This is a genomic window from Streptomyces sp. Q6 (assembly GCF_036967205.1).
In the GTDB taxonomy this organism is placed as follows: Bacteria; Actinomycetota; Actinomycetes; order Streptomycetales; family Streptomycetaceae; genus Streptomyces; species Streptomyces citrinus.
The window spans coordinates 4,919,620-4,945,197 of the sequence record NZ_CP146022.1; the positions used below are offsets into that span (position 1 = coordinate 4,919,620).

The 25,578-nt window shown below is 71.2% G+C and carries 24 protein-coding genes; 18 read left to right on the plus strand and 6 right to left on the minus strand.

Translation table 11 applies throughout. The features are described 5' to 3' along the window. Positions 1-26: 26 nt before the first annotated feature. The 13 genes from rsmI (at position 27) to V2W30_RS23175 (ending at position 15,025) form a co-directional block, all read left to right on the plus strand. Positions 27-920: a 16S rRNA (cytidine(1402)-2'-O)-methyltransferase gene (gene rsmI / locus V2W30_RS23115; RefSeq protein WP_338699341.1), complete on the plus strand. Its 894-nt coding sequence runs from the start codon at positions 27-29 to the stop codon at positions 918-920. Positions 921-1,117: 197 nt separating this feature from the next. Next, positions 1,118-1,612, plus strand: a complete 495-nt coding sequence (locus tag V2W30_RS23120) for a hypothetical protein (RefSeq protein ID WP_338699342.1) — start codon at positions 1,118-1,120, stop codon at positions 1,610-1,612. A 24-nt stretch (positions 1,613-1,636) separates the two neighbouring features. Further along, on the plus strand, positions 1,637-2,518 hold the full coding sequence (locus tag V2W30_RS23125; RefSeq protein WP_338699343.1) for a TatD family hydrolase: 882 nt from the start codon (positions 1,637-1,639) through the stop codon (positions 2,516-2,518). 150 nt (positions 2,519-2,668) lie between these two features. Continuing rightward, a complete protein-coding gene (locus V2W30_RS23130; RefSeq protein ID WP_338699344.1) occupies positions 2,669-4,045 on the plus strand; it encodes a ubiquitin-like domain-containing protein in 1,377 nt (458 codons plus the stop codon). Between the two features lie 33 nt (positions 4,046-4,078). After that, positions 4,079-4,951, plus strand: a complete 873-nt coding sequence (gene rsmA, locus V2W30_RS23135) for a 16S rRNA (adenine(1518)-N(6)/adenine(1519)-N(6))-dimethyltransferase RsmA (protein WP_338699346.1) — start codon at positions 4,079-4,081, stop codon at positions 4,949-4,951. Then, entirely contained in the window at positions 4,948-5,847 is a 900-nt protein-coding gene (locus tag V2W30_RS23140; protein ID WP_338699348.1) for a 4-(cytidine 5'-diphospho)-2-C-methyl-D-erythritol kinase, read from the plus strand. Before rsmA ends, V2W30_RS23140 begins: the two co-directional genes overlap by 4 nt. 106 nt (positions 5,848-5,953) lie before the next feature. Continuing rightward, on the plus strand, positions 5,954-6,226 hold the full coding sequence (locus tag V2W30_RS23145; RefSeq protein WP_338699350.1) for a hypothetical protein: 273 nt from the start codon (positions 5,954-5,956) through the stop codon (positions 6,224-6,226). A gap of 41 nt (positions 6,227-6,267) precedes the next feature. Continuing rightward, positions 6,268-7,194 carry a DUF4328 domain-containing protein gene (locus V2W30_RS23150; protein ID WP_338699352.1) on the plus strand — a complete coding sequence of 309 codons (927 nt, stop codon included), beginning with the start codon at positions 6,268-6,270 and terminating at the stop codon, positions 7,192-7,194. Positions 7,195-7,355: 161 nt separating this feature from the next. After that, on the plus strand, positions 7,356-9,161 hold the full coding sequence (locus tag V2W30_RS23155) for an ABC-F family ATP-binding cassette domain-containing protein (RefSeq protein WP_338699354.1): 1,806 nt from the start codon (positions 7,356-7,358) through the stop codon (positions 9,159-9,161). 225 nt (positions 9,162-9,386) lie between these two features. Further along, entirely contained in the window at positions 9,387-11,171 is a 1,785-nt protein-coding gene (locus tag V2W30_RS23160; RefSeq protein WP_338699356.1) for a PQQ-binding-like beta-propeller repeat protein, read from the plus strand. Positions 11,172-11,251: 80 nt separating this feature from the next. Further along, positions 11,252-13,141 (plus strand): PQQ-binding-like beta-propeller repeat protein, encoded by a 1,890-nt coding sequence (locus V2W30_RS23165; RefSeq protein ID WP_338699358.1) that lies wholly within the window; start codon positions 11,252-11,254, stop codon positions 13,139-13,141. A gap of 260 nt (positions 13,142-13,401) precedes the next feature. Next, positions 13,402-14,106, plus strand: coding sequence for a helix-turn-helix transcriptional regulator (locus V2W30_RS23170; RefSeq protein ID WP_338699360.1), 705 nt, complete (start codon positions 13,402-13,404; stop codon positions 14,104-14,106). Between the two features lie 220 nt (positions 14,107-14,326). Further along, positions 14,327-15,025, plus strand: coding sequence for a hypothetical protein (locus V2W30_RS23175; RefSeq protein ID WP_338699362.1), 699 nt, complete (start codon positions 14,327-14,329; stop codon positions 15,023-15,025). A 22-nt stretch (positions 15,026-15,047) separates the two neighbouring features. Here the strand turns inward: V2W30_RS23175 and V2W30_RS23180 are convergent, their stop codons facing one another. Both V2W30_RS23180 and V2W30_RS23185 read right to left on the minus strand, forming a co-directional pair. Beyond that, a complete protein-coding gene (locus V2W30_RS23180; RefSeq protein WP_338699364.1) occupies positions 15,048-15,326 on the minus strand; it encodes a hypothetical protein in 279 nt (92 codons plus the stop codon). An 18-nt stretch (positions 15,327-15,344) separates the two neighbouring features. Then, positions 15,345-17,027 carry a sodium:solute symporter family protein gene (locus V2W30_RS23185; protein WP_338699366.1) on the minus strand — a complete coding sequence of 561 codons (1,683 nt, stop codon included), beginning with the start codon at positions 17,025-17,027 and terminating at the stop codon, positions 15,345-15,347. Between the two features lie 244 nt (positions 17,028-17,271). On the opposite strand from V2W30_RS23185, the gene galT reads away from it, so the two are divergent. The 3 genes from galT to galK are packed head-to-tail and all read left to right on the plus strand — an operon-like array spanning position 17,272 to position 20,507. Next, positions 17,272-18,345, plus strand: coding sequence for a galactose-1-phosphate uridylyltransferase (gene galT / locus V2W30_RS23190; RefSeq protein WP_338699368.1), 1,074 nt, complete (start codon positions 17,272-17,274; stop codon positions 18,343-18,345). After that, positions 18,345-19,322 (plus strand): UDP-glucose 4-epimerase GalE, encoded by a 978-nt coding sequence (gene galE / locus V2W30_RS23195; RefSeq protein WP_338699370.1) that lies wholly within the window; start codon positions 18,345-18,347, stop codon positions 19,320-19,322. Before galT ends, galE begins: the two co-directional genes overlap by 1 nt. Positions 19,323-19,343: 21 nt before the next feature. After that, positions 19,344-20,507: a galactokinase gene (gene galK / locus V2W30_RS23200; RefSeq protein ID WP_338699372.1), complete on the plus strand. Its 1,164-nt coding sequence runs from the start codon at positions 19,344-19,346 to the stop codon at positions 20,505-20,507. Positions 20,508-20,538: 31 nt separating this feature from the next. On the opposite strand, the gene V2W30_RS23205 is transcribed toward galK, so the two are convergent. Further along, positions 20,539-21,021, minus strand: a complete 483-nt coding sequence (locus V2W30_RS23205; RefSeq protein ID WP_338699374.1) for a GNAT family N-acetyltransferase — start codon at positions 21,019-21,021, stop codon at positions 20,539-20,541. 250 nt (positions 21,022-21,271) lie between these two features. On the opposite strand from V2W30_RS23205, the gene V2W30_RS23210 reads away from it, so the two are divergent. Further along, positions 21,272-22,021 (plus strand): response regulator transcription factor, encoded by a 750-nt coding sequence (locus tag V2W30_RS23210; RefSeq protein WP_338699377.1) that lies wholly within the window; start codon positions 21,272-21,274, stop codon positions 22,019-22,021. A 118-nt stretch (positions 22,022-22,139) separates the two neighbouring features. Here the strand turns inward: V2W30_RS23210 and V2W30_RS23215 are convergent, their stop codons facing one another. Continuing rightward, a complete protein-coding gene (locus V2W30_RS23215) occupies positions 22,140-22,637 on the minus strand; it encodes a MarR family transcriptional regulator (RefSeq protein ID WP_338699379.1) in 498 nt (165 codons plus the stop codon). Positions 22,638-22,726: 89 nt separating this feature from the next. Here V2W30_RS23215 and V2W30_RS23220 point away from each other — a divergent pair, with 89 nt between their 5' ends. Then, entirely contained in the window at positions 22,727-23,527 is an 801-nt protein-coding gene (locus V2W30_RS23220; protein ID WP_338699381.1) for a trans-aconitate 2-methyltransferase, read from the plus strand. Positions 23,528-23,547: 20 nt separating this feature from the next. Here the strand turns inward: V2W30_RS23220 and V2W30_RS23225 are convergent, their stop codons facing one another. Both V2W30_RS23225 and V2W30_RS23230 read right to left on the minus strand, forming a co-directional pair. Continuing rightward, positions 23,548-24,240, minus strand: coding sequence for a TetR/AcrR family transcriptional regulator (locus V2W30_RS23225; protein WP_338699383.1), 693 nt, complete (start codon positions 24,238-24,240; stop codon positions 23,548-23,550). 12 nt (positions 24,241-24,252) lie between these two features. Then, positions 24,253-25,254 (minus strand): acyl-CoA desaturase, encoded by a 1,002-nt coding sequence (locus V2W30_RS23230; RefSeq protein WP_338699386.1) that lies wholly within the window; start codon positions 25,252-25,254, stop codon positions 24,253-24,255. Between the last annotated feature and the right edge of the window lie 324 nt (positions 25,255-25,578).

Below are 25,578 nucleotides of genomic sequence, written 5' to 3' on the forward strand. Positions count from 1 at the left end.
TGCGCCGTCCCTGCGAGGATGGAACCGTGACAGGAAGCTCTGATTCCCCCCAGTCCGCCGGCTCGGCCGGAACGCTCGTGCTGGCCGGCACGCCCATCGGGGCCATTTCCGACGCGCCGCCGCGGCTCGCCCAGGAGCTGGCCGTGGCCGATGTCGTCGCAGCCGAGGACACCCGGCGCATGAAGCGGCTCACGCAGGCGCTCGGTGTGCAGGTCAGCGGGCGGGTCGTGTCGTACTTCGAGGGCAACGAGGCGGCGCGCACCCCCGAGCTCGTCGAGGCGCTGCTCGCCGGGTCGCGGGTGCTGCTCGTGACCGACGCCGGGATGCCGTCCGTGTCCGACCCCGGGTACCGGCTCGTCGCCGCCGCCGTGGAGCACGACATCAAGGTCACCGCCGTACCCGGTCCCTCCGCCGTGCTGACCGCGCTGGCCCTGTCCGGGCTGCCCGTCGACCGGTTCTGCTTCGAGGGCTTCCTGCCGCGCAAGGCGGGCGAGCGCCTCAGCCGCCTGAAGGACGTCGCGGGCGAGCGCCGCACCCTCGTCTACTTCGAAGCGCCGCACCGGCTCGACGACACCCTCGCCGCGATGGTCGAGGCGTTCGGCGGGACGCGCCGTGCCGCCGTGTGCCGCGAGCTCACCAAGACGTACGAGGAGGTGAAGCGCGGTCCCCTCGACGAGCTCGCCGAGTGGGCCGCCGAGGGCGTACGCGGGGAGATCACCGTCGTCGTCGAGGGCGCCCCGGAGAAGTCCGGCGACGACCTCACCCCCGAGGAGCTGGTGCGCAGGGTGCGGGTGCGCGAGGAGGCGGGGGAGCGGCGCAAGGAGGCCATCGCCTCCGTCGCGCAGGAGGCAGGGCTACCCAAGCGCGAGGTCTTCGATGCCGTGGTGGCGGCAAAGAATGCGGATCGGACCACCCCATAGGCGCGTAAAGGACTAACCTGAAATGCAAAGCGAAGACCGGGCGACAGGCCCTTTTCGACACGGAGAAGCCAAATCGGCTCCAACAGTCGACAGGTCTTTTGCGCTCGGCCCGGCGGAGGCGTCCACTGGTTGAAGGGACGCACCCGTCCCCACGCTGCCTGACGGCAGCGCTTGTCCAGCGGACAAGAGGAGCTGGCATGAGCGAGTTCGCGGTCTCCAGGACGGCTACCGGTGCGCAGGCACCCTCCGTACCCAACCGCAGCGCGGCGATATCCATCGTCCACGAGTCGTATTCCTTCGCCTGCATGCGCTGCGGGCACGGCTGGGAGCAGTCCTACGAGATAGAGCACCACGTCGACGGGGACGGCGGGGAGTTCGTGATGTACGTGGTGAACGGCGAGCGCGTGCCGTCACCCCTGACCCGTCCCACCTGCCTCAACTGCGACGGCCATGTCGTACGGATCATGCAGGCGGGCACCGTCTCGTCCGCCCGGGGCGCCCTCCAGCGCCACCGCGTCCCCCAGGCCGGACCCGTCGAGGTGCCCGAGCCGGACTCCGCGGAGCGCACGAAGCACCACCACTGGCACCTGTCCGACCTGCTGCACCCCTTCAGCCACCACCACAACGACCATGGCGCGCCGCCGAACACGTCCGTGAACGCCTCCGAGAAGGACGGCTCGGCGCCTTCCTGAGGAGGGGCTTCGTAGGATCGGGGTATGAGCCCCGATCGTGCCAAGGACGTCACCCCGCCGCCGCTGCCCGCGCCCCTCGCGGTGGAGGTCGCCGACTCCCACACCCACCTGGACATGCAGGCGGGGACCGTGGAGGAGGGCCTCGCCAGAGCGGCGTCGGTGGGGGTGACGACCGTCGTCCAGGTCGGCTGCGACCTGAACGGATCGCGCTGGGCCGCCGATCTCGCGGCCGCCCACGCGCGCGTGCACGCGACCGTGGCCCTGCATCCGAACGAGGCGCCGCGCATCGTCCACGGTGATCCCGACGGCTGGTCCCGCCAGGGGGCCCGTGAACCGCTCGGTGACGCCGGGCTCGACGAGGCCCTCGCGGAGATCGACCGGCTCGCCGCGCTTCCGCAGGTCAAGGGCGTCGGCGAGACCGGCCTCGACTACTTCCGTACGGGCCCCGAGGGCAAGGCCGCCCAGGAGCGGTCCTTCCGCGCGCACATCGAGATCGCCAAGCGGCACGGCAAGGCCCTCGTCATCCACGACCGCGAGGCCCACGAGGATGTGCTACGGGTCCTGAAGGAAGAGGGCGCGCCCGAACGCACCGTCTTCCACTGCTATTCCGGCGACGCGGAGATGGCTCAAGTCTGTGCGCGCAACGGCTACTTCATGTCGTTCGCCGGCAATATGACGTTCAAGAACGCGCAGCCGTTGCGCGACGCACTCGCGGTCGCGCCGCTGGAACTCGTCCTCGTCGAGACCGACGCGCCTTTTCTGACGCCCGCTCCGTACCGCGGTCGGCCTAATGCGCCGTATCTCATTCCGGTCACGCTGCGCGCCATGGCGGCGGTGCGGGGCATCGGTGAAGACGCCCTCGCGACGGCGGTCTCCGCCAATACGGCCCGCGCTTTTGGTTACTGACCGACAACGGTCGGACCCGTTCACGTTCCGACGGTGTCGCGACACCGAGTAGTCGCGCTGCTTTGGAGAGTGACGAACGCTCCGCTAGGTTCTGCTCGCCCGACCCGCTCCGTTCCGGGGGCGGACCCCTGGAGCGCCTGGAGCGTCGTCGTGAGCAGTTCGCCGTACGAGACGTACGAGACGTACCAGCCGTACGGCGGTGCGACGCCGCCGTACGAGCCGCAGCCGCCGTCGCACGGCTCCTACGAGCCGTACGAGCCGGACCCGTACGTCGCCCAGGACACCTACCGGCCCGCCTACACGTACGAGCAGGAGCAGGCCCGCGCGCAGGCGGCCGCGCCCACCGAGCCGCGGCTGCCACGCCAGGCGCCCGCCCCCGACGGCGGCCGGGCCGCCGCCCGCCGTGCCGCGCGGCGCAAGAAGTCGGACCACCGGCCCGAGGCACTGCGCCGACTGCTCCCGCAGGCGCTCGTCGTCGCGTTCCTCGCGGGCGGCACCTCCGCGTTCGTCGCCAACGACAAGGCGATCCAGCTCACCGTCGACGGCAAGGAGCGCACCCTGCACACCTTCGCCGACGACGTCAGCGAACTCCTCGCCGACGAGGGCGTCGACGTCGGCGAGCACGACCTCGTGGCGCCCGCCGGACAGACCGCCCTGGCCAGCGGCGACGAGGTCGCCGTCCGCTACGGCCGCCCCGTCCAGCTCACCCTGGACGGACAGCGCCGCGAGGTGTGGACGACGGCGGGCACCGTCGAGGGGGCGCTGAAGCAGCTCGGGGTGCGCGCCGAGGGCGCCTACCTCTCCGCGTCCCGCTCCAAGCGCATCGCGCGGCACGGGCTCGACCTCGACGTGCGCACCGAGCGGAGCGTCACGATCATGGCCGACGGGCGGCGCCGCACCATCCGCACCAACGCGGCGAGCGTGCGCGAGGCCGTCGACGAGGCCGGGATCTCGCTGCACGGCCAGGACACCACGTCCGTGCCGCAGGACAGCTTCCCGCGCGACGGGCAGACCATCACCGTGATGCGGGTGACCGGCTCGAAGGAGGTGCGCGAGGAGCCGATCCCGTATGCCACCGAGCGCACCGAGGACGACTCGCTCTTCCAGGGCACGGAGGTCGTGGCCCGCGCCGGGGAGCCGGGCATGAAGCGGGTCACGTACGCGCTGCGTACCGTCAACGGCGTCAAGCAGAAGCCGCGCCGGGTCAGGACCGAGATCGTGCGCGAGCCCCGCACCCAGCTGGTCAAGGTCGGCACGAAGGCGATGCCCACGTCCGTCGCCGGGGCCGACTCCCTGAACTGGTCGGGGCTCGCCGCCTGCGAGTCGGGCGGGCGCCCCTCGGCCACGGACGCGACCGGCACGTACGGCGGCCTCTACCAGTTCGACACCCAGACCTGGCAGAGCCTCGGCGGCTCCGGCCGGCCCCAGGACGCCTCGGCCTCGGAACAGACGTACCGGGCGAAGAAGCTGTACGTGCGCCGGGGCGCGAGCCCGTGGCCCCACTGCGGGCCCCGGCTGCACGGGTGACCCCGGGGCGAGAGGGCCCCTTACCCTGGGAGCGTGAGCACCACAGACCCCCAAGGCCCCCTCCTCGGCGCCGCAGACATCCGCGAGCTCGCGGCAGCCCTCGGCGTCCGGCCGACCAAACAGCGCGGTCAGAACTTCGTCATCGACGCCAACACGGTCCGCCGCATCGTCCGCACCGCGGACGTCACCGAGGACGACGTGGTCGTCGAGGTCGGTCCGGGCCTCGGCTCGCTCACCCTCGCGCTGCTCGACGTCGCCCGGCACGTCACCGCCGTCGAGATCGACGACGTGCTCGCCGCCGCGCTGCCCGCCACCATCGAGGCCCGCCTCCCGGCGAAGAAGGACGCGTTCGACCTCGTCAACATCGACGCGATGCAGGTCACGGAGTTGCCGGGCCCCGCGCCCACCGCGCTCGTCGCGAACCTCCCGTACAACGTCGCGGTCCCCGTCCTGCTCCACATGCTCGACACCTTCCCGACCATCGAGCGCACCCTCGTCATGGTCCAGGCCGAGGTCGCCGACCGGCTCGCCGCGGGCCCCGGCTCGCGCGTCTACGGCGTCCCGTCCGTGAAGGCCAACTGGTACGCGCGGGTCAAGCGCGCCGGCTCCATCGGCCGCAACGTCTTCTGGCCCGCGCCGAACGTCGACAGCGGCCTCGTCTCCCTCGTCCGCCGTACGGAGCCGATCGCGACGACCGCCTCCAGGGCGGAGGTGTTCGCGGTCGTCGACGCCGCGTTCGCCCAGCGCCGCAAGACGCTGCGCGCCGCGCTCGCCGGATGGGCCGGCTCGGCCGCCGCCGCCGAAGCGGCCCTGGTCGCGGCCGGTGTCTCGCCGCAGGCGCGCGGCGAGGCCCTGACGGTCGAGGAGTTCGCCCGGATCGCCGAGCACAAGGTGGTCGCGGAGTGAGCGTGACCGTCCGCGTCCCCGCCAAGGTCAACGTCCAGCTCGCGGTCGGCGCCGCCCGCCCCGACGGCTTCCACGACCTGGCCAACGTCTTCCTCGCCGTCGGCCTGTACGACGAGGTGACGGTCGAGGCCGCCGACTCCCTGAGCCTCACGTGCACCGGACCGGGGGGCGTCGCCGTCCCCGAAGTCCCCCTGGACCGTACGAACCTGGCGGCGCGCGCCGCGATCGCCCTCGCCGCACGGCACGGCCTCGGCGACCCGAAGGTCCGGATCCACATCGCCAAGGACATCCCCGTCGCGGGCGGCATGGCGGGCGGCTCCGCGGACGCCGCCGGTGCCCTGGTGGCCTGCGACGCGCTGTGGGGCACGCACGCCTCGCGCGAGGAACTCCTCGACATCTGCGCCGAGTTGGGCAGCGATGTGCCGTTCAGCCTGGTCGGCGGCGCGGCGCTCGGCACCGGGCGCGGCGAGCAGCTCGAACCCCTCGACGTGGGCGGCCGGTTCTGGTGGGTGTTCGCCGTCGCCGACGGCGGTCTGTCCACGCCCGCCGTGTACCGGGAGTTCGACCGGCTCAGCCCCGAGGCGCCCGAACCGGTCGCCTCGCCCGCCCTGTTGGAGGCGCTGCGTACCGGCGACGTGGCGGCCCTCGCCGCGACCGTCACGAACGATCTCCAGCCCGCCGCGCTCTCCCTCTTCCCGTCGCTGAAGGACACGCTCGACGCCGGTACGGCGGCGGGCGCGGCGGCCGCGCTCGTCTCGGGCTCGGGGCCCACGACCGCGTTCCTCGCGGCGGACGAGGCGGCGGCCCGGCGGGTGGCCGACGCCCTCGCGGCGTCCGGGACGTGCCGCGCGGTCCGCGTGGCGGCGTCCCCGGCGCCCGGCGCGACGCTGCTCTGACCGCGGCCGGAAGGACGGCACCGGGTCGGCCCGCACACGTACTCAGCGACCGGTTGAGTACGTGCGCGCTGTCCGGGCGATCGGTGGCCGCGCCACTCTGACGTCCATGAAGACAACCGGTCGCCGTCGCCGTCACCTGCGCCGTGCCGCACTCCCGCTCGGCACGGTCGCCCTGTTCGGTCTGCACGCGGCGCTCGCCTCACGCGGCCACCCGCTGCCGCCGCCGGCCATCGGCGGACCGCAGGCGCGGATCGCCCGGCCGCGCGAGGTCGTGGTGCTCGGGCGGGCGGCGGCGAGCCGGTGCGGAAGAGTTGTCCACAGGCCGGTACGGCGGGCGGCCCGTCCCCGTAATCTGAGGCGGGACGCCGCTCTGTCGTGATGCGGAGCGGAGCGGGGACCGGGGAATCGGGGGGCCTGAGCATGGAGTGCACACGCTGCCGCGCGGCGTTCGTGGGAGCGGACGGGCGCTGCCCGCGCTGCGACGGATCGCCGACGGCCTACGCGACACCGCCCCAGCAGCCCGCACCGACACCGAACCCGTACGCGCCACCGCAGTACGGAACCCCGCCGCAGTACGCGGCTCCGCCGCAGTACGGAGGAGCCCCTCAGTACGGAGGAGCGCCCCAGTACGGAGGAGCGCCCCAGTACGGGACCGCGCCGTACGGCGGGCACCCGGGACACCCGGCAGGCTCCGGCGCCGTCGGGCTGCGCCCGCCGTCGCGGCTGTCCGGACTGAGTACCGCGGTCACCGTGCTCATCGGGATCGTCTGCGCCTTCGCGCTGCTGCGCGTGATCGCCGACTACCGCCTGTACGACGCTCTCGGCAGCATCTGGACGACGAACCTGGACGAGGCGGAGTCCATCGACGACTTCCGGCGCACCTCGATCGTCCTGCTGTTCCTCGGCTTCCTCGCCGCGGCCCCGGTGTTCCTGGTCTGGTTCCACAAGGCCAGGGCCAACGCGGAGGCGCTCGCCCCCGGCCGCCACCGGCACGGCACGGGCCTGGCCGTCGGCGCCTGGTTCATCCCGTTCGCCAACTGGTGGATACCGAAGGCCGTGACCGACGACATCGTCGCCGCGAGCCAGGGCGCCCCGCGCCCCGGCGGCCAGGGCGTGGTCAACGGCTGGTGGGTGTGCTGGGTGCTCTCCAGCGTCCTCGCCGGTATCGGCTGGCCGATGTACGCGAACGCGATGGACGACTCGGACCTGTCCCTGGAAGGCGCCCGCACCGCGTCGCTGATCCTCATCGGGTCGAACCTGACGCTGCTGGCCGCGGGCATCTGCGCGATCGTCATGGTCCGCACCGTCAGCGCCCTCCAGGACGGTCGCTCCGGCCCGCGGCTCTGAGGGCCCGCCCACGCGCCCCGTCCACGGCCCTGTTCCCGGTCCTGTCCTCGGGCCCGCCGCGTCGCACCCGCCACGCCGACTACGCTTGAAAGTCGGCCCACTCTCCGTGGGCCCCACCCGAGGGCACAGCCCTGTGGGCTCAGTCCCGTGGCAGGAGCGTAATGGCAGTCAATCTGGTCAACGTCGAGAACGTCTCGAAGGTCTACGGCACCCGTGCCCTGCTCGACGGCGTCTCTCTCGGCGTGTCGGAGGGTGACCGGATCGGCGTCGTCGGGCGCAACGGCGACGGGAAGACGACCCTCATCCGCATGCTCGCCAAGCTGGAGGAGGCCGACACCGGGCGCATCACGCACAGCGGCGGCCTGCGCCTGGGCGTCCTGACGCAGCACGACTCCCTCGACCCCGAGGCGACCGTGCGGCACGAGGTGATCGGTGACCTCGCCGACCACGAGTGGGCGGGCAGCGCCAAGATCCGCGACGTGCTCACCGGCCTGTTCGGCGGCCTGGACCTGCCCGGCTTCCCGCAGGGCCTGGACACCGTGATCGGTCCGCTCTCCGGTGGCGAGCGGCGCCGTATCGCGCTCGCCCAGCTGCTCATCGACGACCCGGACCTGCTGGTCCTCGACGAGCCGACCAACCACCTCGACGTCGAGGGCATCTCCTGGCTGGCCCGCCACCTCCAGGCCCGCCGGTCCGCGCTCGTCTGCGTGACCCACGACCGCTGGTTCCTCGACCAGGTCTGCACCCGCATGTGGGACGTCCAGCGCGGTGACGTCTACGAGTACGAGGGCGGCTACTCGGACTACGTGTTCGCGCGGGCCGAGCGGGAGCGGATCGCCGCGACCGAGGAGACCAAGCGGCAGAACCTGATGCGCAAGGAGCTGGCCTGGCTGCGCCGCGGCGCCCCGGCCCGCACCTCCAAGCCGCGCTACCGCATCGAGGCGGCCAACGAACTGATCGCCGACGTGCCGGAGCCGCGCGACAAGAGCGAGCTGATGAAGTTCGCCAACGCCCGGCTCGGCAAGACGGTCTTCGACCTGGAGGACGTGACCGTCCAGGCCGGACCCAAGCTGCTGCTCAAGCACCTGACCTGGCACCTCGGTCCGGGCGACCGCGTCGGCCTGGTCGGGGTGAACGGCGCGGGCAAGACGTCCCTGCTGCGCGCCCTCGCGGACGCCGCCACCAGCCAGGGCGAGGTGCAGCCCGCCGCCGGGAAGATCGTCGTCGGCAAGACCGTCCGCCTCGCCTACCTGTCGCAGGACGTGACCGAACTCCCGCCCGCGCTGCGCGTCCTGGAGGCCGTCCAGCAGGTCCGCGACCGTGTCGACCTGGGCAAGGGCCGCGAGATGACCGCGGGCCAGCTGTGCGAGCAGTTCGGCTTCGGCAAGGAGAAGCAGTGGACGCCGGTCGGCGACCTCTCCGGCGGTGAGCGCCGCCGTCTCCAGCTCCTGCGCCTGCTGATGGACGAGCCGAACGTGCTGTTCCTCGACGAGCCGACGAACGACCTCGACATCGAGACCCTGACCCAGCTGGAGGACCTGCTCGACGGCTGGCCCGGCTCCATGGTCGTCATCTCCCACGACCGGTTCTTCATCGAGCGCACCACGGACACCACGTTCGCGCTGCTCGGCGACGCCACCCTGCGGATGCTGCCGCGCGGTATCGAGGAGTACCTGGAGCGCAGGCAGCGGATGATCGACTCGGCGACGCCCGCGCCCGTCGCCGCCCCCGCCGCCGAGAAGCCCGGTGTCTCCGCCGCCGACGCCCGCGCCGCCAAGAAGGAACTCCAGAAGATCGAGCGGCAGCTGGACAAGCTCTCCACCCGCGAGACCAAGCTGCACGCCCAGATCGCCGACAACGCCACGGACTTCGCGAAGGTGGCCGAACTGGACGCGGAGCTGCGCGAACTGGTCGGCGAGCGCGACGAGTTGGAGATGCGCTGGCTGGAGCTCGCCGAAGACGCGTGAAAGGCGTCACGGACGAGGCGTGAAGGACGCGTGCAAGGCGCGTAACAGACGCATCACGGGCCGGTCCTCCCTTGGGCACAGGGGGTGGATCGGCCCTGTGTGCGAGTGCACCGAGTGATAGAAAGGGCCGCTGGGGGCGGCCTGAGCGCACCCCGTGACCGACCTGAGAGCGTCCGGAAAACACCCAGGCGTGCCGGTCCATCAGCAGTAGAGGGGGGAGCGCTGATGACTCAGCCGCCCAACCAGCCGCCGTCCGGTGGCTTCGGAGCACCGCAGGATCCGCAGACACCGCCGGTTCCGCCGACGCCGCCGCAGGCGCCCCCGGCGCAGCCCGGCTATGGCTACCCGCAGCAGCAACAGCCGGGCCCGTACGGCCAGCCGCCCCAGCAGCCGGGACCGTACGCGCAGCAGCCGGGACCCTACGGCCAGCCGCCCCAGCAGCCCGGTCCGTACGCCCAGCAGCCCGGCCCCTACGGGCAGCAGCCGCAGTACGGCTACCCGCCGCAGCAGCCGCCCGGCGCGCCCGTGCCGCCCTCCGGTGGCGGCGGCGTCAAGGGCAGGACCTGGGCGATCGCGGCCGGCGCCGTCGCGCTGCTGCTCGTCGCGGGCGGTGTCGTGTTCGCCGTGGTCGGCGGTGACGACGACAAGAAGGACCCCGAGGCCGGCAAGAACAGCGATCCCAAGACGTCCTCCTCCGCCTCCGCCCCGGTCAACCCGGGCGACGGACAGGGCGACGGCCACTCCGGCAAGGAGGACCTGAACGCGGGCCGCCAGGACGGCGAGGCGAAGGTCCTCTGGTACAAGACGGCGCCCAAGGTGCCCGGCTCCGGCGCCGACGCCCCCGGCATGTGGATCACCGACAAGATCGCGGTGAAGGCCGCGTTCAAGGAGGTCCTGGCCTACAACGTCGCGGACGGCAAGATCAGTTGGCCGGCGGTCGAGCTGCCGCAGAAGATCTGCTCCGTCACGAAGACGCCGTCCGCCGACGGCAAGGTCGCCGTGGCGTACATGAGCGGCAACACCCGTAAGGCCAACTGCAACCAGGTCCTGGAGATCGACCTCGCCACCGGCAAGAAGGGCTGGACGGCGAAGATCCCCGAGAAGGAGAACGACGACAGCTTCTTCGACGGCACCGGTTCCAGCATCGGCCTCAGCTACGTCGGCGACGACACCCTCATGGTCGGCCGCCAGATGTCGGGCGTCGGCCTGAGCGCCAAGGACGGCAAGAAGAAGTTCGCCGTCGAGGAGTACGGCACCGACTGCTTCCCGAAGGCGTACACCGGCGACAGCAAGAAGCTGCTGTCCGTGGCCTCCTGCGGCGCGGGCGGCAACAACCCGCACGAGGAGCTGCGCCAGCTCGACCCGGACACCGGCAAGGCCCTGTGGACGAAGAAGTTCCCCAAGGACTGGCAGATCGGGAACGTGTACTCGGTCAGCCCGCTGGTCGTCTACAGCACCAACGAGGACGACAAGAAGTACAACATCGCCTCCTTCAAGGGGAACACCAGCGCGGTCCAGGCCGAGGTCGGCGTCGACGGCCTCGACACCGGCTGCGGCGCGGGCGCGTTCTCCTTCTCCCTCAGCCGCGACCTGAGCGGCTGCCAGGGCGCCGTCGCCGACGCGAGCACGCTCTACATGCCGACCCAGGGCAAGACCGGCGGCGCCAACGAGATCGTCGCGATCAGCCTCACCAGCGGCAAGGAGCGGTGGCGCGTCAAGTCCCCCGAGGACCAGTCGATGCTGCCGGTGAAGATCGAGGGCAACGCCGTGATCGCGTACATGGAGGCCTCGTACGGCGGTGACGGCGGCCGCGTTCTGTCGATCGGTACGGCGTCGGGCGCGCACCAGCCGAAGACGCTGCTCCAGAACCCGGCCGGCACGGCCTCGATCGAGAGCGGTTTCTACTCCAAGGACGTCGCGTACGTCGACGGGCGCTTCTACCTCTCCGCCACCAACCTGTCCGGCAGCGCCAAGGGCCAGCAGAAGCTGATGCTGGCGTACGGCGACTGACGTCCCGTACGTCACCCAGTTCACGCACGTCACGCACTCCTTCCCGTCCCCATACGCAAGGCCCCCGAGGTAACGACGCCATGACGCAGCCGCCCCAGCAGCCCCCGCAGCCGCCCCAGCAGCCGCCGCAGCCCCCGAGCGAGCCGCCGCAGGACGCCTTCCGCAAGCAGCCCGAGCAGCCGCAGGAGGCCCCTCCGGCGGCCCCGCCCGCGCCGCCCGCCGGTGGCTTCGGCGCGCCCACCCCGCCCCCGCCCGGCGGTTTCGGCGCCCCCACGCCGCCCCCGCCGCAGGGCGCCCCGGCCGCCCCCGCGTACGGCTACCCGCAGCCGCCCGCCGAGCCCCAGGGACAGCCCGGCTACGGCTACCCGGGCCAGCAGCCGCAGCAGCCGCCGACCCCGGCGTACGGTCAGCAGCCCTACGGGCAGCAGCAGTTCGCCCCCGGCCAGCAGCCCTACGGTCAGCAGCCGCAGTACGGCTACCCGCAGCCGCCCACCGCGCCGATGCCCCCGGTCGGCGGTGGCGGCGGCAAGAAGTCCGTCTCGCCGGTCGTGTGGATCGTGACGGCGGCGGTCGTGGTCATCGCCCTGATCGTCGGCGGCGGCATCCTGTACGCCGGTTCGTCCGACGACGGCGGCAAGGACGACACGTCCAACAGCGCCGACGGCAAGAAGGGCGGCGGCAAGGGCAAGGACAGCCCCGGCTTGGGCGGCGCCGGCGAGGAGAAGGTCCCGGGCAGCACCGCGGCGCAGCTCACGCTGCAGCTGCCCGCGCCCAAGGTCGGCAAGGACAACGTCGACAGCGTCATGGGCTCCTGGCTGACCGACAAGACGTACGCCAAGGCGGGCGTCAACGAGATCGTCGGCTACGACGCGAACACCGGCAAGAAGGGCTGGACGCTGGAGCTTCCCGGCCAGACCTGCGGCGCCACGACCGCGGTCACCAAGGACGCCCTGGCCGCCGTCGTCAGCGAGGACGCCAAGCGTCCCAAGGACGGCGCGCACCAGACCTGCTCCCAGGTCACCCTCTTCGACGTGAACAGCGGCGAGAAGAAGTGGACGAAGAGCATCGGCTCGGGCTCCGAGGCCATCCCCTTCGAGGAACTGTCCATCACCGGCGACACGCTGGCGGCGGGCGGCGGCCTGCGCGGTGGCGCCGCGTTCGACATCAAGTCCGGCAAGATCCTCTGGAAGCCGCAGCAGGGCACCTGCGAGGACGTCGGCTACAGCGGCGGCGAGCAGCTCGTCGCGGTCCGCAAGTGCGGCGACTACGACAACGAGAAGTACGAGGTCCAGCTCCTGGACCCGACGTCGGGCCGCCCCAAGTGGACGTACAAGCTGGCCAGCGGTGTCGACAACGCGAAGGTGCTCTCGACGAACCCGGTGGTCTTCGCCGTCGGCGCCGGTGACAACTCCGCGGGCACCATCAGCGACATCTTCTCGATGGACGCGAACGGCAAGCTCATCACGAAGATCGCCATCGACGACGAGAAGTACGACTTCGACTGCGAGGTCGGCCACATCGAGGGCTGCACCAAGGTCGTCGTCGGCAACGGCCGCGTCTACCTGGCCACCCGCCAGCACGACGCGGGCGGCGACATCGGCCAGACCAACGAGGTCGTGTCGTACGACCTGAAGACCGGGAAGACCACCGCCGACCGGGCCGACGGCGGCGAGTACGAGATCTTCCCGATGCGCATGGACGGCGGGAACATCCTGGCCTACAAGGACGGCCCGTACGACAAGGGCAGCCAGATCGTCACGCTCGACCCGAAGACCATGAAGCAGACGACGCTTCTGGAGACCCCGGCGACGCAGACGGTCAAGGACGCGATCAGCAGCATGGTCCCGGGCAACTCCGGTGCCGAACTGCTCTACTCCAACGGCCGGTTGTACTTCGGCAAGGGCCTGATCAGCGCGCCGTACTCGGCGGACGACAAGGACTACACGGCACTCGGTTTCGTGGCGAAGTAGCAGGCGGAACCCCGCCGGTACGGCCCCGCACCCACCCGGGTGCGGGGCCGTACCGTTTACCGTTCCAGTACCCCCCATCACCCCTGAAAGGTGGGGATTTCAGCATTCAGGGCCGCATCTGACCGGTAGGGGGCGCGCAACGTCGAACAAGCGTGTAGCTTCCGGGGGATGAAGAAGGACGGGGAGTCGGGGGGCTCGCCTGTCCATGGGGGGCCCAGGAGACACACGCTGCTCCTGGGGCGGACTGGGGGGTTGGCCCGATGGGAGTGCGGCTCATGGTGGTCGACGACCACCGACTGCTCGCCGAGGCGCTGGCTTCGGCCCTGAAGCTGCGCGGGCACCGGGTGCTCGCCGCCGCCGCGCCCGCCGCCGGCGCGGCCGAACTGGTCATCTCCCGTGCCCCGGAGGTGTGCCTCCTGGGCACGGCGACACCGGCGGAACCGGGCACGTTCGACCCGGTGGTGCGGATCAAGCGGGAGCGTCCCCAGGTGGCCGTGGTGGTCCTCGGCCCGGTCCCGTCGCCGCGCGGCATCGCGGCGGCCTTCGCCGCGGGCGCCTCCGGTTACGTACGCCACGACGAGCGCATAGAGGGTGTCGAGCGGGCGCTGATGAAGGCGCGGGCGGGCGAGGCGGCGGTGGCCCCGGCCCTGCTCCAGGGCGCGTTCAGCGAGCTGCTCAACCCGGCGGCCCAACCCGACGACGAGGGCCAGCGGTTGCTCCAGATGCTGACCCCGCGCGAGGTCGAGGTCCTGGTCAGGGTCGCCGACGGCGAGGACACCCGGCTGATCGCGGCCGGCATGGGCATCGCCCCGTCCACGGCCCGTACGCACGTCCAGCGCGTCCTGATGAAGCTGGGCGTCGGCTCCCGGCTGGAGGCGGCGGCCCTGGCCGCGCGCACCGGACTTCTCGACCGCGCGGGCCCGGTGCAGCAGGCCGCGCCCTCCTCGACCGAACCGGAATCCTGAGCTATAGTCGATCTTGCGCTCGTCACCGCAACTCGCGGTGCACGGCAGTGCGTTGGTGGTCCAAGGAAAGACGCCCCGCTTCCTGCGGGGAAATGCAGGTGCAAGGCCTGCCCGGCGCTCCGAGAGAAGTCCCGCTCCCCGTACGGGGAGCGGGACTTTCGCGTGTGCGGGGTCGGGCGGTGCCCGCTCGGCGCGTTTCCGCCCGCGATACGGTGCTGCGATGTCTCGTACCGCCGAAACCGGATCAGTGTCGTCGCCCGTCACCGCGGACGACGTCGACCTCGCCGTGCGGCTCGCCGTGGAGGTCCTCCGGGGCGCTCCCGCGCAGGGGTGGGGCGCGCGGGCCGGTTCGCTGGAGTGGGACTGCTGGGAGACCGCCGAGCACCTCGCCAACGACCTGTTCTACTACGCCGTCCAACTGGGGCCGCAGAGCCCGCCGCTGGACACCCACGTGCCGTTCGCGTTGCAGCGGAAGAGGCCGGACGCACCCATGGTCTTCGTCTTCGCGGAGCGTGCCGCGGGACCGGCCGGACTGGTGCAGGTCCTTGAGGCGTGCGGCGCGCTGCTGGTCTCCATGGTGCGGACGACACCGCCCCACGTCCGCGCCCACCACGCCGCCGGAGTGGCGGACCCCGAAGGCTTCGCCGCGCTGGCGCTGCAAGAGACGCTGGTCCACACGCACGATCTGGCGGAAGGTCTCGGGCTGGACTGGGACCCGCCCGCGGCGCTCTGCTCGCGGTTGCTCGGCCGGCTGTTCCCGCAGGCTCCGGGCGGCGCGGACCCCTGGCGCACCCTGCTGTGGGCCACCGGCCGCGCCGAACTGCCGGGGCGCCCCCGGCTGACCGCGTGGCGCTCGGACAGCACACCCCGGTCGGCCGCCGGGAAACCGGAAGGGCCGGAGCCCACCGCTCGGCGGTGAACTCCGGCCCCGGGCATGCTGGTTACTCGGACTCGTCCGGCGTCGGCGGGGCCGTCGGGCGGAGCTTCAGCCAGATCAGGAAGAACAGACCCAGGGCGAGCATGCCGATGCCCGTCCACAGGTTGATGTTGATGTTCTCGGCCTTCTTCAGGTCCGCGTCGGACGCCATGAGGCCGGCGATCGTGACGATGACGCCGTAGAGGACGAACAGGCCGCCGATGATGCGGCGGATGTCGAAGAGGCTGGCCGCCGTCGCCGACGTGCGCTCCAACTCGGAGACTTCGTTCTGGAGTTCGGACATGGTGGGTCGAGCCTCCGATCAGAGGGAGTAGGGGAGGTAGCACAGGGCGGCGAGGACGATCGCGCCCCAGCCGAGCAGCGCCGGCTTGCGGTACCAGGCGTCGTCGCCCTCGGCGGGCGGCTCCTCGATCCCCGGGGCCGTCGTGCCGTACACCAGACCCGCCAGCTCCGCCTCCGGCTTGGGAGCCGTGAAGAGCGTGACCACCACCATGACGACCGCGCCCGCGACGAAGCCGACGATCGCCGAGACGAAGTTGGCGCCCTGGTCGGTCGGGATGTCGATGACGCCCTGCTTGTAGATCCAGAAGTAGTTGACCATCGCGGCCGTGGTGCCCGCGAGCAGGCCCCAGACGCCGGACTTCATGGACGCGCGCTTCCAGAACATGCCGATGATGAAGACGACGAACATCGGGACGTTGAAGAACGAGAAGAGGGTCTGGAGGTACCCCATGATGTTCGAGAACGACGACGCGATGAACGCCGTACCGATGGACAGGACCACACCGATCGCGGTGATCGCCCGGCCGAACTTCAGGTAGTAGCCGTCGGGCTTGTCGGTCTTCACGTACTTGGCCCAGATGTCGTACGTGAAGACGGTGTTGAAGGACGAGACGTTCGCGGCCATGCCCGCCATGAAGGCGGCGAGGAGGCCGGTCACCGCGATGCCGAGGACACCGTTCGGGAGCAGCTCCTGCATCAGGTACGGGATCGCGTCGTTGTACGTCAGGTCCGAGCCGGCCATGCCGATCTTCGGGACCAGGACCGCGGCGACCATGCCCGGGATCATCACCAGGAAGACGATGAAGATCTTCGGGAAGGCGGCGATCAGCGGGGTGCGCTGGGCGGCGGAGAGGTTCTTGGCCGACAGGGCGCGCTGCACCTCGGCGAAGTTCGTCGTCCAGTAGCCGAAGGAGAGCACGAAGCCGAGGCCGAGGATGATCGTCAGCCAGTTCGCGCCGAGCGGGTTGGCCTCACCGATGCCGGTGCCGCCCCACGCGGAGAGGAAGTTGTGGCCGTGCGCGGACTCCAGCGAGTCCGTCATGCCGCCCCAGCCGCCGACGCGCTTGAGGCCGATGACGCAGATCGGTATGAGGGCCGCGAGGATCACGAAGAACTGGAGGACCTCGTTGTAGATCGCGGAGGAGAGGCCGCCGATCGTGATGTACGCGAGGACGAAGAAGCCCGCGACCACGATGGCCACCCACTGCGGCCAGCCGAGCAGTGCCTCGACGACGATCGACAGGGCGTAGAGGTTCACGCCCGCTATCAGGATCGCCGCGAAGGCGAACAGGATCGAGCTGAGCAGGTGCGCCGACCTGTCGAAGCGCTGGAGCAGGAACTCCGGCACCGAGCGGACCTTGCTGCGGTAGTAGAACGGCATCATGACCAGGCCCAGGAAGACCATGGCCGGGATGGCGCCGATCCAGTACCAGTGCACGACCGCGACGCCGTACTGCGCTCCGGTCGCCGCCATGCCGAGGATCTCGGTCGCGCCCAGGTTCGCGGCGACGAACGCGAGGCCCGTGACCCACGCGGGCAGGGAGCGGCCGGAGAGGAAGAAGTCGAGGCTGGTCTTCACCGAGCGGCGGGCCGCGAAGCCGATGCCGAGGACGACGACGAAGTAGATCGCGAGGATCGCGTAGTCGAGGCCGTTGGTGGGCAGCCGTAGCCCTGCCGCCAGCGTGAATGTGGGGGACTGCATGGGGGAACTCGCTTCGTTGCGCGAACAGTCGAACGGAAACAACCCGGAACCTACGCCTCCGGCTCTAAGAAGTGAACAGTTCCCTTGGTGTTCTTTGTTTGATTGTGATCGAGACCTCGCGGAAAAGTGATCGCCGACCACGGAAAGTGCACAGCCGCATCCCTTGACTGGCCTGTTGGCTTATGCTTTGTTGTGTTCGGTTCTGTTTGGTTGTTCAGTGTTGGTGCGATGAGGAGCCTCGGTCGTGAAGAAGACGTCGACCCGCCTTGCTGATGGGCGCGAGCTCATCTACTACGACTCGCGCGACGACGTCGTCCGGGACGCGGTGGACCGCCGCCCGCTGGACCGCACGGTCACCACGTCCGAAGTGCGCCGCGACCCGCTGCTCGGCGACGCGGTCGCGATCGCCTCGCACCGCCAGGGCCGCACCTACCACCCGCCGGCCGACGAGTGCCCGCTCTGCCCGTCCGAGGGTGAGCGGTTGAGTGAGGTCCCCGACTCCTCGTACGACGTGGTCGTGTTCGAGAACCGCTTCCCCTCGCTCGCCGGCGACGCGGGCCGCTGCGAGGTCGTCTGTTTCACTTCTGACCACGACAAGTCCTTCGCCGACCTCACCGAGGAACAGGCCGGGCTGGTCCTCGAGGCGTGGACCGACCGCACCGCCGAGCTCTCCCACCTCGACTCCGTCGAGCAGGTCTTCTGCTTCGAGAACCGCGGCGCCGAGATCGGCGTGACCCTCGGCCACCCGCACGGGCAGATCTACGGGTACCCCTTCACCACGCCCCGTACGGCCCTGATGCTGCGCTCGGTCGCCGAGTACAAGGAGCAGACCGGCGGGCGCAACCTCTTCGCCGACGTGGTGGAGAAGGAGCTCGCCGAGACGGGGGCAGGCTCGCGGGTCGTCCTCGACGGCGAGCACTGGGTGGCCTTCGTGCCGTACGCGGCGCACTGGCCGTACGAGGTGCACCTGTATCCCAAGCGCCAGGTCCCGGACCTGCTCGGACTCGACGACGACGCGCGCACAGAGTTCCCCAAGATTTATCTGGAACTCTTGAGGCGCTTCGACCGGATCTTCGGCGCGGACCAGCCGGTGACGCCGTACATCGCGGCCTGGCACCAGGCCCCGTTCGGCACGCTGGACGAGTTCGAGGGCGTCAACCGCGACGACTTCGCGCTGCACCTCGAGCTTTTCACCATTCGCCGCACTTCCGGCAAGCTGAAGTTCCTCGCGGGTTCCGAGTCCGGCATGAGCGTGTTCATCAACGACGTGCCGCCGGAGACCGCGGCCGAGCGACTGCGAGAGGTAGCGAGCAAGTAATGGGTCAGGTCGTTCCTGAGAAGTACATGGTCACGGGCGGTGCCGGATACGTCGGCAGCGTCGTCGCGCAGCACCTGCTGGAAGCGGGCCACGAGGTCACCGTCCTCGACAACCTCTCCACCGGCTTCCGTGAGGGCGTCCCCGCCGGGGCGGCCTTCATCGAGGGCGACATCCGCGACGCCGGCAAGTGGCTCGACGACTCGTACGACGCCGTGCTGCACTTCGCCGCCTTCTCGCAGGTCGGCGAGTCCGTCGTGAAGCCCGAGAAGTACTGGGACAACAACGTCGGCGGCACGATGGAGCTGCTCGCCGCGATGCGCGCGGCCGGGGTCCGCAAGCTCGTCTTCTCCTCGACCGCCGCCACCTACGGCGAGCCGGTGAACACCCCGATCACCGAGTCGGACCCGACCGCGCCGACCTCCCCGTACGGCGCCTCCAAGCTCGCCGTCGACCACATGATCACCGGTGAGGCGGCCGCGCACGGCCTGGCCGCGGTCTCGCTGCGGTACTTCAACGTGGCGGGCGCGTACGGCGACTGCGGTGAGCGGCACGACCCCGAGTCGCACCTCATCCCGCTCGTCCTCCAGGTCGCCCAGGGCCGGCGCGACGCCATCTCCGTCTACGGCGACGACTACCCGACGCCCGACGGCACCTGCGTCCGCGACTACATCCACGTCGCCGACCTCGCCGAGGCCCACCTGCTCGCCGTCGCGGCCGCGCAGCCGGGCGAGCACCTCATCTGCAACCTCGGCAACGGCAACGGGTTCTCCGTCCGCGAGGTCATCGAGACCGTCCGCCAGGTCACCGGGCACCCGATCCCCGAGGTCGCGGCCCCGCGCCGCGGCGGCGACCCGGCGGTCCTCGTCGCCTCCGCCGCCACCGCGCGCGAGCGCCTCGGCTGGAACCCGTCCCGCGCGGACCTCGCGGGAATCGTCGCCGACGCCTGGCGGTTCGCCCAGGCGCGCCAGCAGTCGTAAGCAGGGGTAGGGAGCCAACTCATGTCTGTCGCCGCGCAGTTCCGTGATCTGTACGGGTACGAGCCCGCGGGTGTCTGGGCGGCCCCCGGCCGCGTCAACCTCATCGGCGAGTACACCGACTTCAACGAGGGCTTCGTCATGCCGCTCGCGCTGCCGCACACCGCGGTCGCGGCGGTCGCGCGGCGGACGGACGGCGTGCTGCGCCTGCACTCCGCCGACATCGACGCCCCCGTCGCCGAACTGCGCGTCGACGAGCTGACCCCGCTCAGCAAGTACGGCCAGGGCGGCTGGGCCGCGTACCCGGCGGGTGTCGTCTGGGCGCTGCGGGACGCCGGGCACGTGATCACCGGCGCGGACATCCACCTCGCCTCCACGGTGCCGACCGGCGCGGGCCTGTCCTCATCGGCGGCCCTGGAGGTCGTGACCGCGTACGCCCTCAACGAACTGTACGAACTCGGCCTGACCGCACCGGAGCTGGCGGTCCTCGCGCAGCGCGCCGAGAACGTCTTCGTCGGCGTCCCGTGCGGTGTGATGGACCAGATGGCCTCCGCCTGCGCCACCGAGGGCCACGCCCTGTACCTGGACTGCCGCGACCTGTCGACCCGCCAGGTCCCGTTCGACCTGGCCTCGCAGGGCCTCCGACTCCTCGTCGTCGACACCCGCGTCAAGCACGAGCTCGGCGACGGCGCGTACGCGGAGCGCCGCGCGGGCTGCGAGGAGGGCGCGCGCGTCCTCGGCGTCTCGCATCTGCGGGACGTCCCGTTCGCCGAACTCGCCGACTCGCTGGCGACGTTGGAGCAGGCCGGGGTGGACGAGAAGGTCGTCCGCTACGTCCGCCACATCGTCTCCGACGACCATCGCGTCGAGCGCGTCATCGAACTGCTCGACTCCGGCGACGTCCGCGCCATCGGCCCGGTCCTGAACGACGGCCACGTCTCGCTCCGCGACGACCTGCGGATCTCCTGCCCCGAGCTGGACCTCGTCGTCGCCACGGCCGGAGCCTCCGGCGCGATCGGGGCCCGTATGACGGGCGGCGGTTTCGGCGGGTCCGCGATCGTCCTGGTCGAGACCGGCGACGCCGAGGCCGTCACGAAGGCCGTGCTCGACGCCTTCGACGAGGCCGGATTCACGGCGCCGCGCGTGTTCCCGGCGGTGCCTTCGCGAGGCGCCCGCAGGGAGAGCTGAGCCGCGCGGCTCAGCCCGGTGGTGCCGTCGGTCACTCGCCCGCGGGTCGGCCCCCGAGATCGCGCAAGCGCTTCGTGAGCGTGAACTCCTTGACCCCGGGCGGATAGTCCGGCACCACCGCCACCACGTCGTACCCGTGCTGCCGGTAGAAGCCGGGCGCCTGGAAGTCCCAGGTCTCCACACGGGAGTTGACGCAGCCGTGCTCCTCGTACGCGATCCGTTCCGCCTGGGCGAGGAGCCGGGAGCCGAGGCCCGCGCCGCGGTGCCGGTCGTCGACCCAGAGCTGGTTCACATGCAGCCAGGTCGCCCAGGTGTGCGCGTCGAGCCCCCCGGCCAGCGCGCCGTCGTCCGTCAACGCCCAGACCTGGAGCGGGGTTTCGCGCTCGGCAGGCGTGCCGCGCAGGGCACGCAGCGCGGGCGAGGCCGCCGTATTGGTCTCCTGGAGCAGCGACCGCAGCAGAAGCCGGCGCTCTTTGTCGACTTCTGTCTCAATGCGAAACATGCGCCTCACCATAAACGCGCTGGACAGTCGCCGGTCGGTCAACGGCAACCAGTTCTGTGAATTGCCTTCCCCTCTCGGCCGTCGGCCCTACTCTGAGGACAGCACCGGTGGGGGCCGGTGCTGATCAGGGGGCGAGACAGCCGGGTACGACGCCCGGAGTGGGGGTGGCAGTTCGGTACGGCGGCGGCCGTGCGGCTGCGGTGACCTGCTCTCCGGGCGCCGTACCTGCGTTGGTCCGTCCCCCGACCAGTGGGGGTTATCAGTGGTTCGCATACGCGTACTTGTCGTCGACGACCATCGCATCTTCGCCGAGTCTCTCGCCGCGGCGCTCGCCGCCGAGCCCGACGTCGATGTCTCGGCGGCCGGCAGCGGCCCCGCCGCCCTGCGCTGCCTCGACCGGGCGGCCGCCGAGGGGCGCAGATTCGATGTGCTGCTCGTCGACGCGGACCTCGGCGCCGCGTCCTTGCAGGGCATGCGCCCGCCCACCGTCGTGCCCGACAGCGCCTCGCAGGACGGCCTGGTGGACGGCATCTCCCTGGTCGCGGGCGTCCGTTCGGGCCAGCCCGCCGTCCGTACGGTGGTGCTCGCCGAGCGGGACGATCCGCGCCGGGCGGCCCTCGCGCTCCAGGCGGGCGCGTCGGGCTGGGTCGCCAAGGACTGTTCCCTGTCGCGCCTGCTGACCGTCATACGGGGGGTGCTGCGGGACGAGACGCATCTGCCGCCCGCGCTGCTGACCGGGGTGCTGCGGGAGTTGACCGCCGCCCGCAAGCACCGCACGGAGTCGGAGCGGCTCGTCGAGTCCCTCACGCCGCGGGAGCGCGAGGTGCTGCGCTGCATGGTCGCGGGGCTCGGTCGCAAGGCGGTGGCGGAGCGGCTGTTCCTGTCGCCGCACACGGTCCGCACCCATATGCAGAACGTGCTGGGGAAGCTGGGCGTGCACTCGACGCTGGCCGCGGTGGCGCTGGCGCGGCGGGCGGGTGTGGGGCCGGTCGATCTGGAGGCGGCGAGCTGAGCCTTCTGCGGGGCGCGGGGCACAGTGGCGCGCGGCGCCTGCTTCCGCGGGGCGCGGGCCACCGCGCGACCAGCCGTGAGCCAGCCGCACCCGGCGCCCCGCATCCACCTCTGCGGCGCTAGCCCGGAATGTTGTCGAACGGGGCCGTCAACTGCCGCAACAGCCCCGCCAGTTCACCCCGCTGCCCGCGCGAGAGCTCCGCCAGGATCGCCCGCTCCTGTTCGAGCAGCCCCGCCAGAGCCTGGTCGGCGCGATCGCGGCCCTCCTCCGTGAGGCGGACCAGGACGCCGCGGCGGTCACTGGGGTCGGGGAGCCGCTCGACGAGGCCCTTCTTCGTGAGGCGGTCGATCCGGTTGGTCATCGTGCCGGACGTGACCAGCGTCTGCGTGAGCAGCTGACCGGGGGAGAGCTGGTACGGAGCCCCCGCGCGGCGCAGCGACGTCAGCACGTCGAACTCCCACGGCTCCAACTGGTGCTCGGAGAACGCGAGGCGGCGGGCCCGGTCGAGATGGCGCGCGAGTCTGCTGACCCGACTGAGCACCTCGAGGGGCTCCACGTCGAGGTCGGGGCGCTCCCGGCGCCACGCTGCGACCAGACGGTCGACCTCGTCCTCCATGACGATCAGTGTAGGGGGTGTGTCGATGTGAAGTCTCTTGATGTCGAGTTTCTTGACATCAAGAGACGTGGGCGGGGACCCTGGATGCCATGACGACGACCACACCCACCTGGGACCCGCGGCAGTACCTCCGGCACGCGGGACACCGCGGCCGCCCCTTCGTCGACCTGCTGGCCCGCGTCCCCGGCCTGCCCCGCGCGGACGCCCGCATCGCCGACCTGGGCTGCGGCCCCGGCAACCTCACGACGCTGCTCACCGAGCGCTGGCCCGCCGCCCGCGTCACCGGGTACGACAACTCGGCCGAGATGCTGGAACAGGCGCGGGCCCACGCGAGCGACCGGCTCGACTTCGCCTACGCGGACGCGGCCCACTGGACGCCCCCGGAGCCGTACGACCTGCTCGTGTCGAACGCCACGCTGCAATGGGTGCCGGGGCACGTCGACGCCTTCCCCGCCTGGATCGACGCCCTCGCGCCCGGCGGCACGTTCGCCTTCCAGGTGCCCGGGAACTTCGACGCCCCCAGCCACGTACTGATGCGGGAACTCGCCGCCTCCGCCCCCTGGAGGCAGCGGCTCGACGGCGTCCTGCGGCACGGGGACGCGGTGCTCACCCCGGCCGCCTACCTGGCACGGCTCGCGGGGCTCGGCTGCGCGGTCGACGCCTGGGAGACCACCTACCTGCATCTCCTCCAGGGCCAGGACCCGGTCCTCGACTGGGTCAAGGGGACCGGGCTGCGCCCCGTGCTCACCGCGCTCGACGACGACCCGGCCGCCCGCGACGCCTTCGTCGCCGAGTACCGCGACCTGCTGCGCACGGCCTACCCGGCCACGGACCACGGCACGGTCCTGCCGTTCCGGCGGATCTTCGTGGTGGCGACGAAACCGGCGTGAGCGCCCCGGCCGGGGCGCCGTCAGTTCTTCCGGTGCCCTATCAGCCGCGGCTTCGGCTCCAGGCCGTCCAGGCCGTGCCACGCCAGATTCACCAGATGCGCCGCGACCTCGGCCTTCTTCGGCTTGCGGGCGTCCAGCCACCACTGGCCCGTCAGCGCGACCATCCCGACCAGCGCCTGCGCGTACATCGGCGCCAGCTTCGGGTCGAAACCGCGGTTCTTGAACTCGCGGCCCAGGATGTCCTCGACCTGCGTCGCGATGTCGGAGATCAGCGACGCGAAGGAACCCGTCGACTGCGGGATGGGGGAGTCGCGGACCAGGATGCGGAAGCCGTCCGTGTACTCCTCGATGTAGTCGAGGAGCGCGAACGCCGCCTGCTCGCACAGTTCCCGCGGGTGGCCGGCCGTCAGCGAGCTGGTGACCATGTCGAGGAGCTGGCGCATCTCACGGTCCACCACGACCGCGTACAGGCCCTCCTTGCCGCCGAAGTGCTCGTACACCACCGGTTTGGATACCCCGGCCTTCGCCGCGATCTCCTCCACCGACGTGCCCTCGAACCCCTTGGCGGCGAAGAGCGTGCGACCGATCTCGAGGAGCTGCTGACGTCGCTCGGCCCCCGTCATCCGCGTACGGCGCGTACGCCGTGTCTTGTCGGGCCTGTCACTGCTCACATTGCTCGAAGTGCTTGAGTCGGTCGCCACACTCCCCATCATGCCGTGCCGACGTCACTCGGCGACGGCGGCCTGTTCCCTGCGTCGTGACGCGATCCGCTCCCGCGACGGCCAGCGCACGTCGTGGGCCCAGCCGAACTGCTCGAACCAGCGGATCAGACGGGCCGACGAGTCGACCTGTCCGCGCATCACCCCGTGCCGGGCCGACGTCGGGTCGGCGTGGTGCAGGTTGTGCCAGGACTCACCGCAGGACAGGACCGCCAGCCACCAGACGTTGCCGCTGCGGTCGCGGGACTTGAAGGGGCGCTTGCCGACCGCGTGGCAGATCGAGTTGATCGACCACGTGACGTGGTGCAGCAGCGCCACCCGCACGAGCGAGCCCCAGAAGAACGCCGTGAACGCGCCCCACCACGACATCGTGACCAGACCGCCGACGAGCGGCGGCAGCGCCAGCGACAGGATCGTCCAGAAGACGAACTGGCGGGACACCGCACGGATCGCCGGGTCCTTGATCAGGTCCGGGGCGTACTTCTCCTGCGACGTCTGCTCCTCGTCGAACATCCACCCCATGTGCGCCCACCACAGGCCCTTCAGCAGGGCCGGCAGCGTCTCCCCGTACCGCCACGGCGAATGCGGGTCGCCCTCGGCGTCGGAGAACTTGTGGTGCTTGCGGTGGTCGGCGACCCAGCGGACCACAGGGCCCTCGACCGCCATCGACCCGGCGACCGCCAGCGCGATGCGCAGCGGACGCTTGGCCTTGAAGGAGCCGTGCGTGAAGTACCGGTGGAAGCCGATCGTGATGCCGTGACAGCCGAGGTAGTAGAAGAAGACGAGCAGCCCGAGGTCGAGCCAGCTCACCCCCCAGCCCCAGGCCAGCGGCACCGCCGCGAGCAGGGCCAGGAACGGTACGGCGATGAACAGGAGCAGCGTGATCTGCTCCACGGACCGTTTCTGCTCACCGCCCAGCGTCGCCGAGGGCAGCGGAGCCGACGGAGATCCGGGTTGTCCGGACGCGTTCTTGGGGGCGTCTTCGATCACATCGGGGCCAATGGCCATGGGAGTCCCCTGTAGGTCGAGGGTCGAGAGGGTTGAGAGGCGCTGAGACGGGTCAGGAGATCCACGGAGATCCGCGGACTACGTGCCTACGGTTCCGTAACCTACGGCGCCGTAAGTATGGCAGCGCGCGGCCGGGCGGCAAGAGACCCCGAGCCGTGCCGCCGACGCGGGCACATATCCTTGGGAACGGTCGGACAGCGCGGTCCGCTCTGAATCTCCACCCCGGACTAGTACCCGGATCCGGGGATCCTTCCTCCAGATGAGCGCCACCCGTCTCCTACCGCCGCCCTTCCAGGGAGACGCAAGGCGTCGCACCTTCTGATT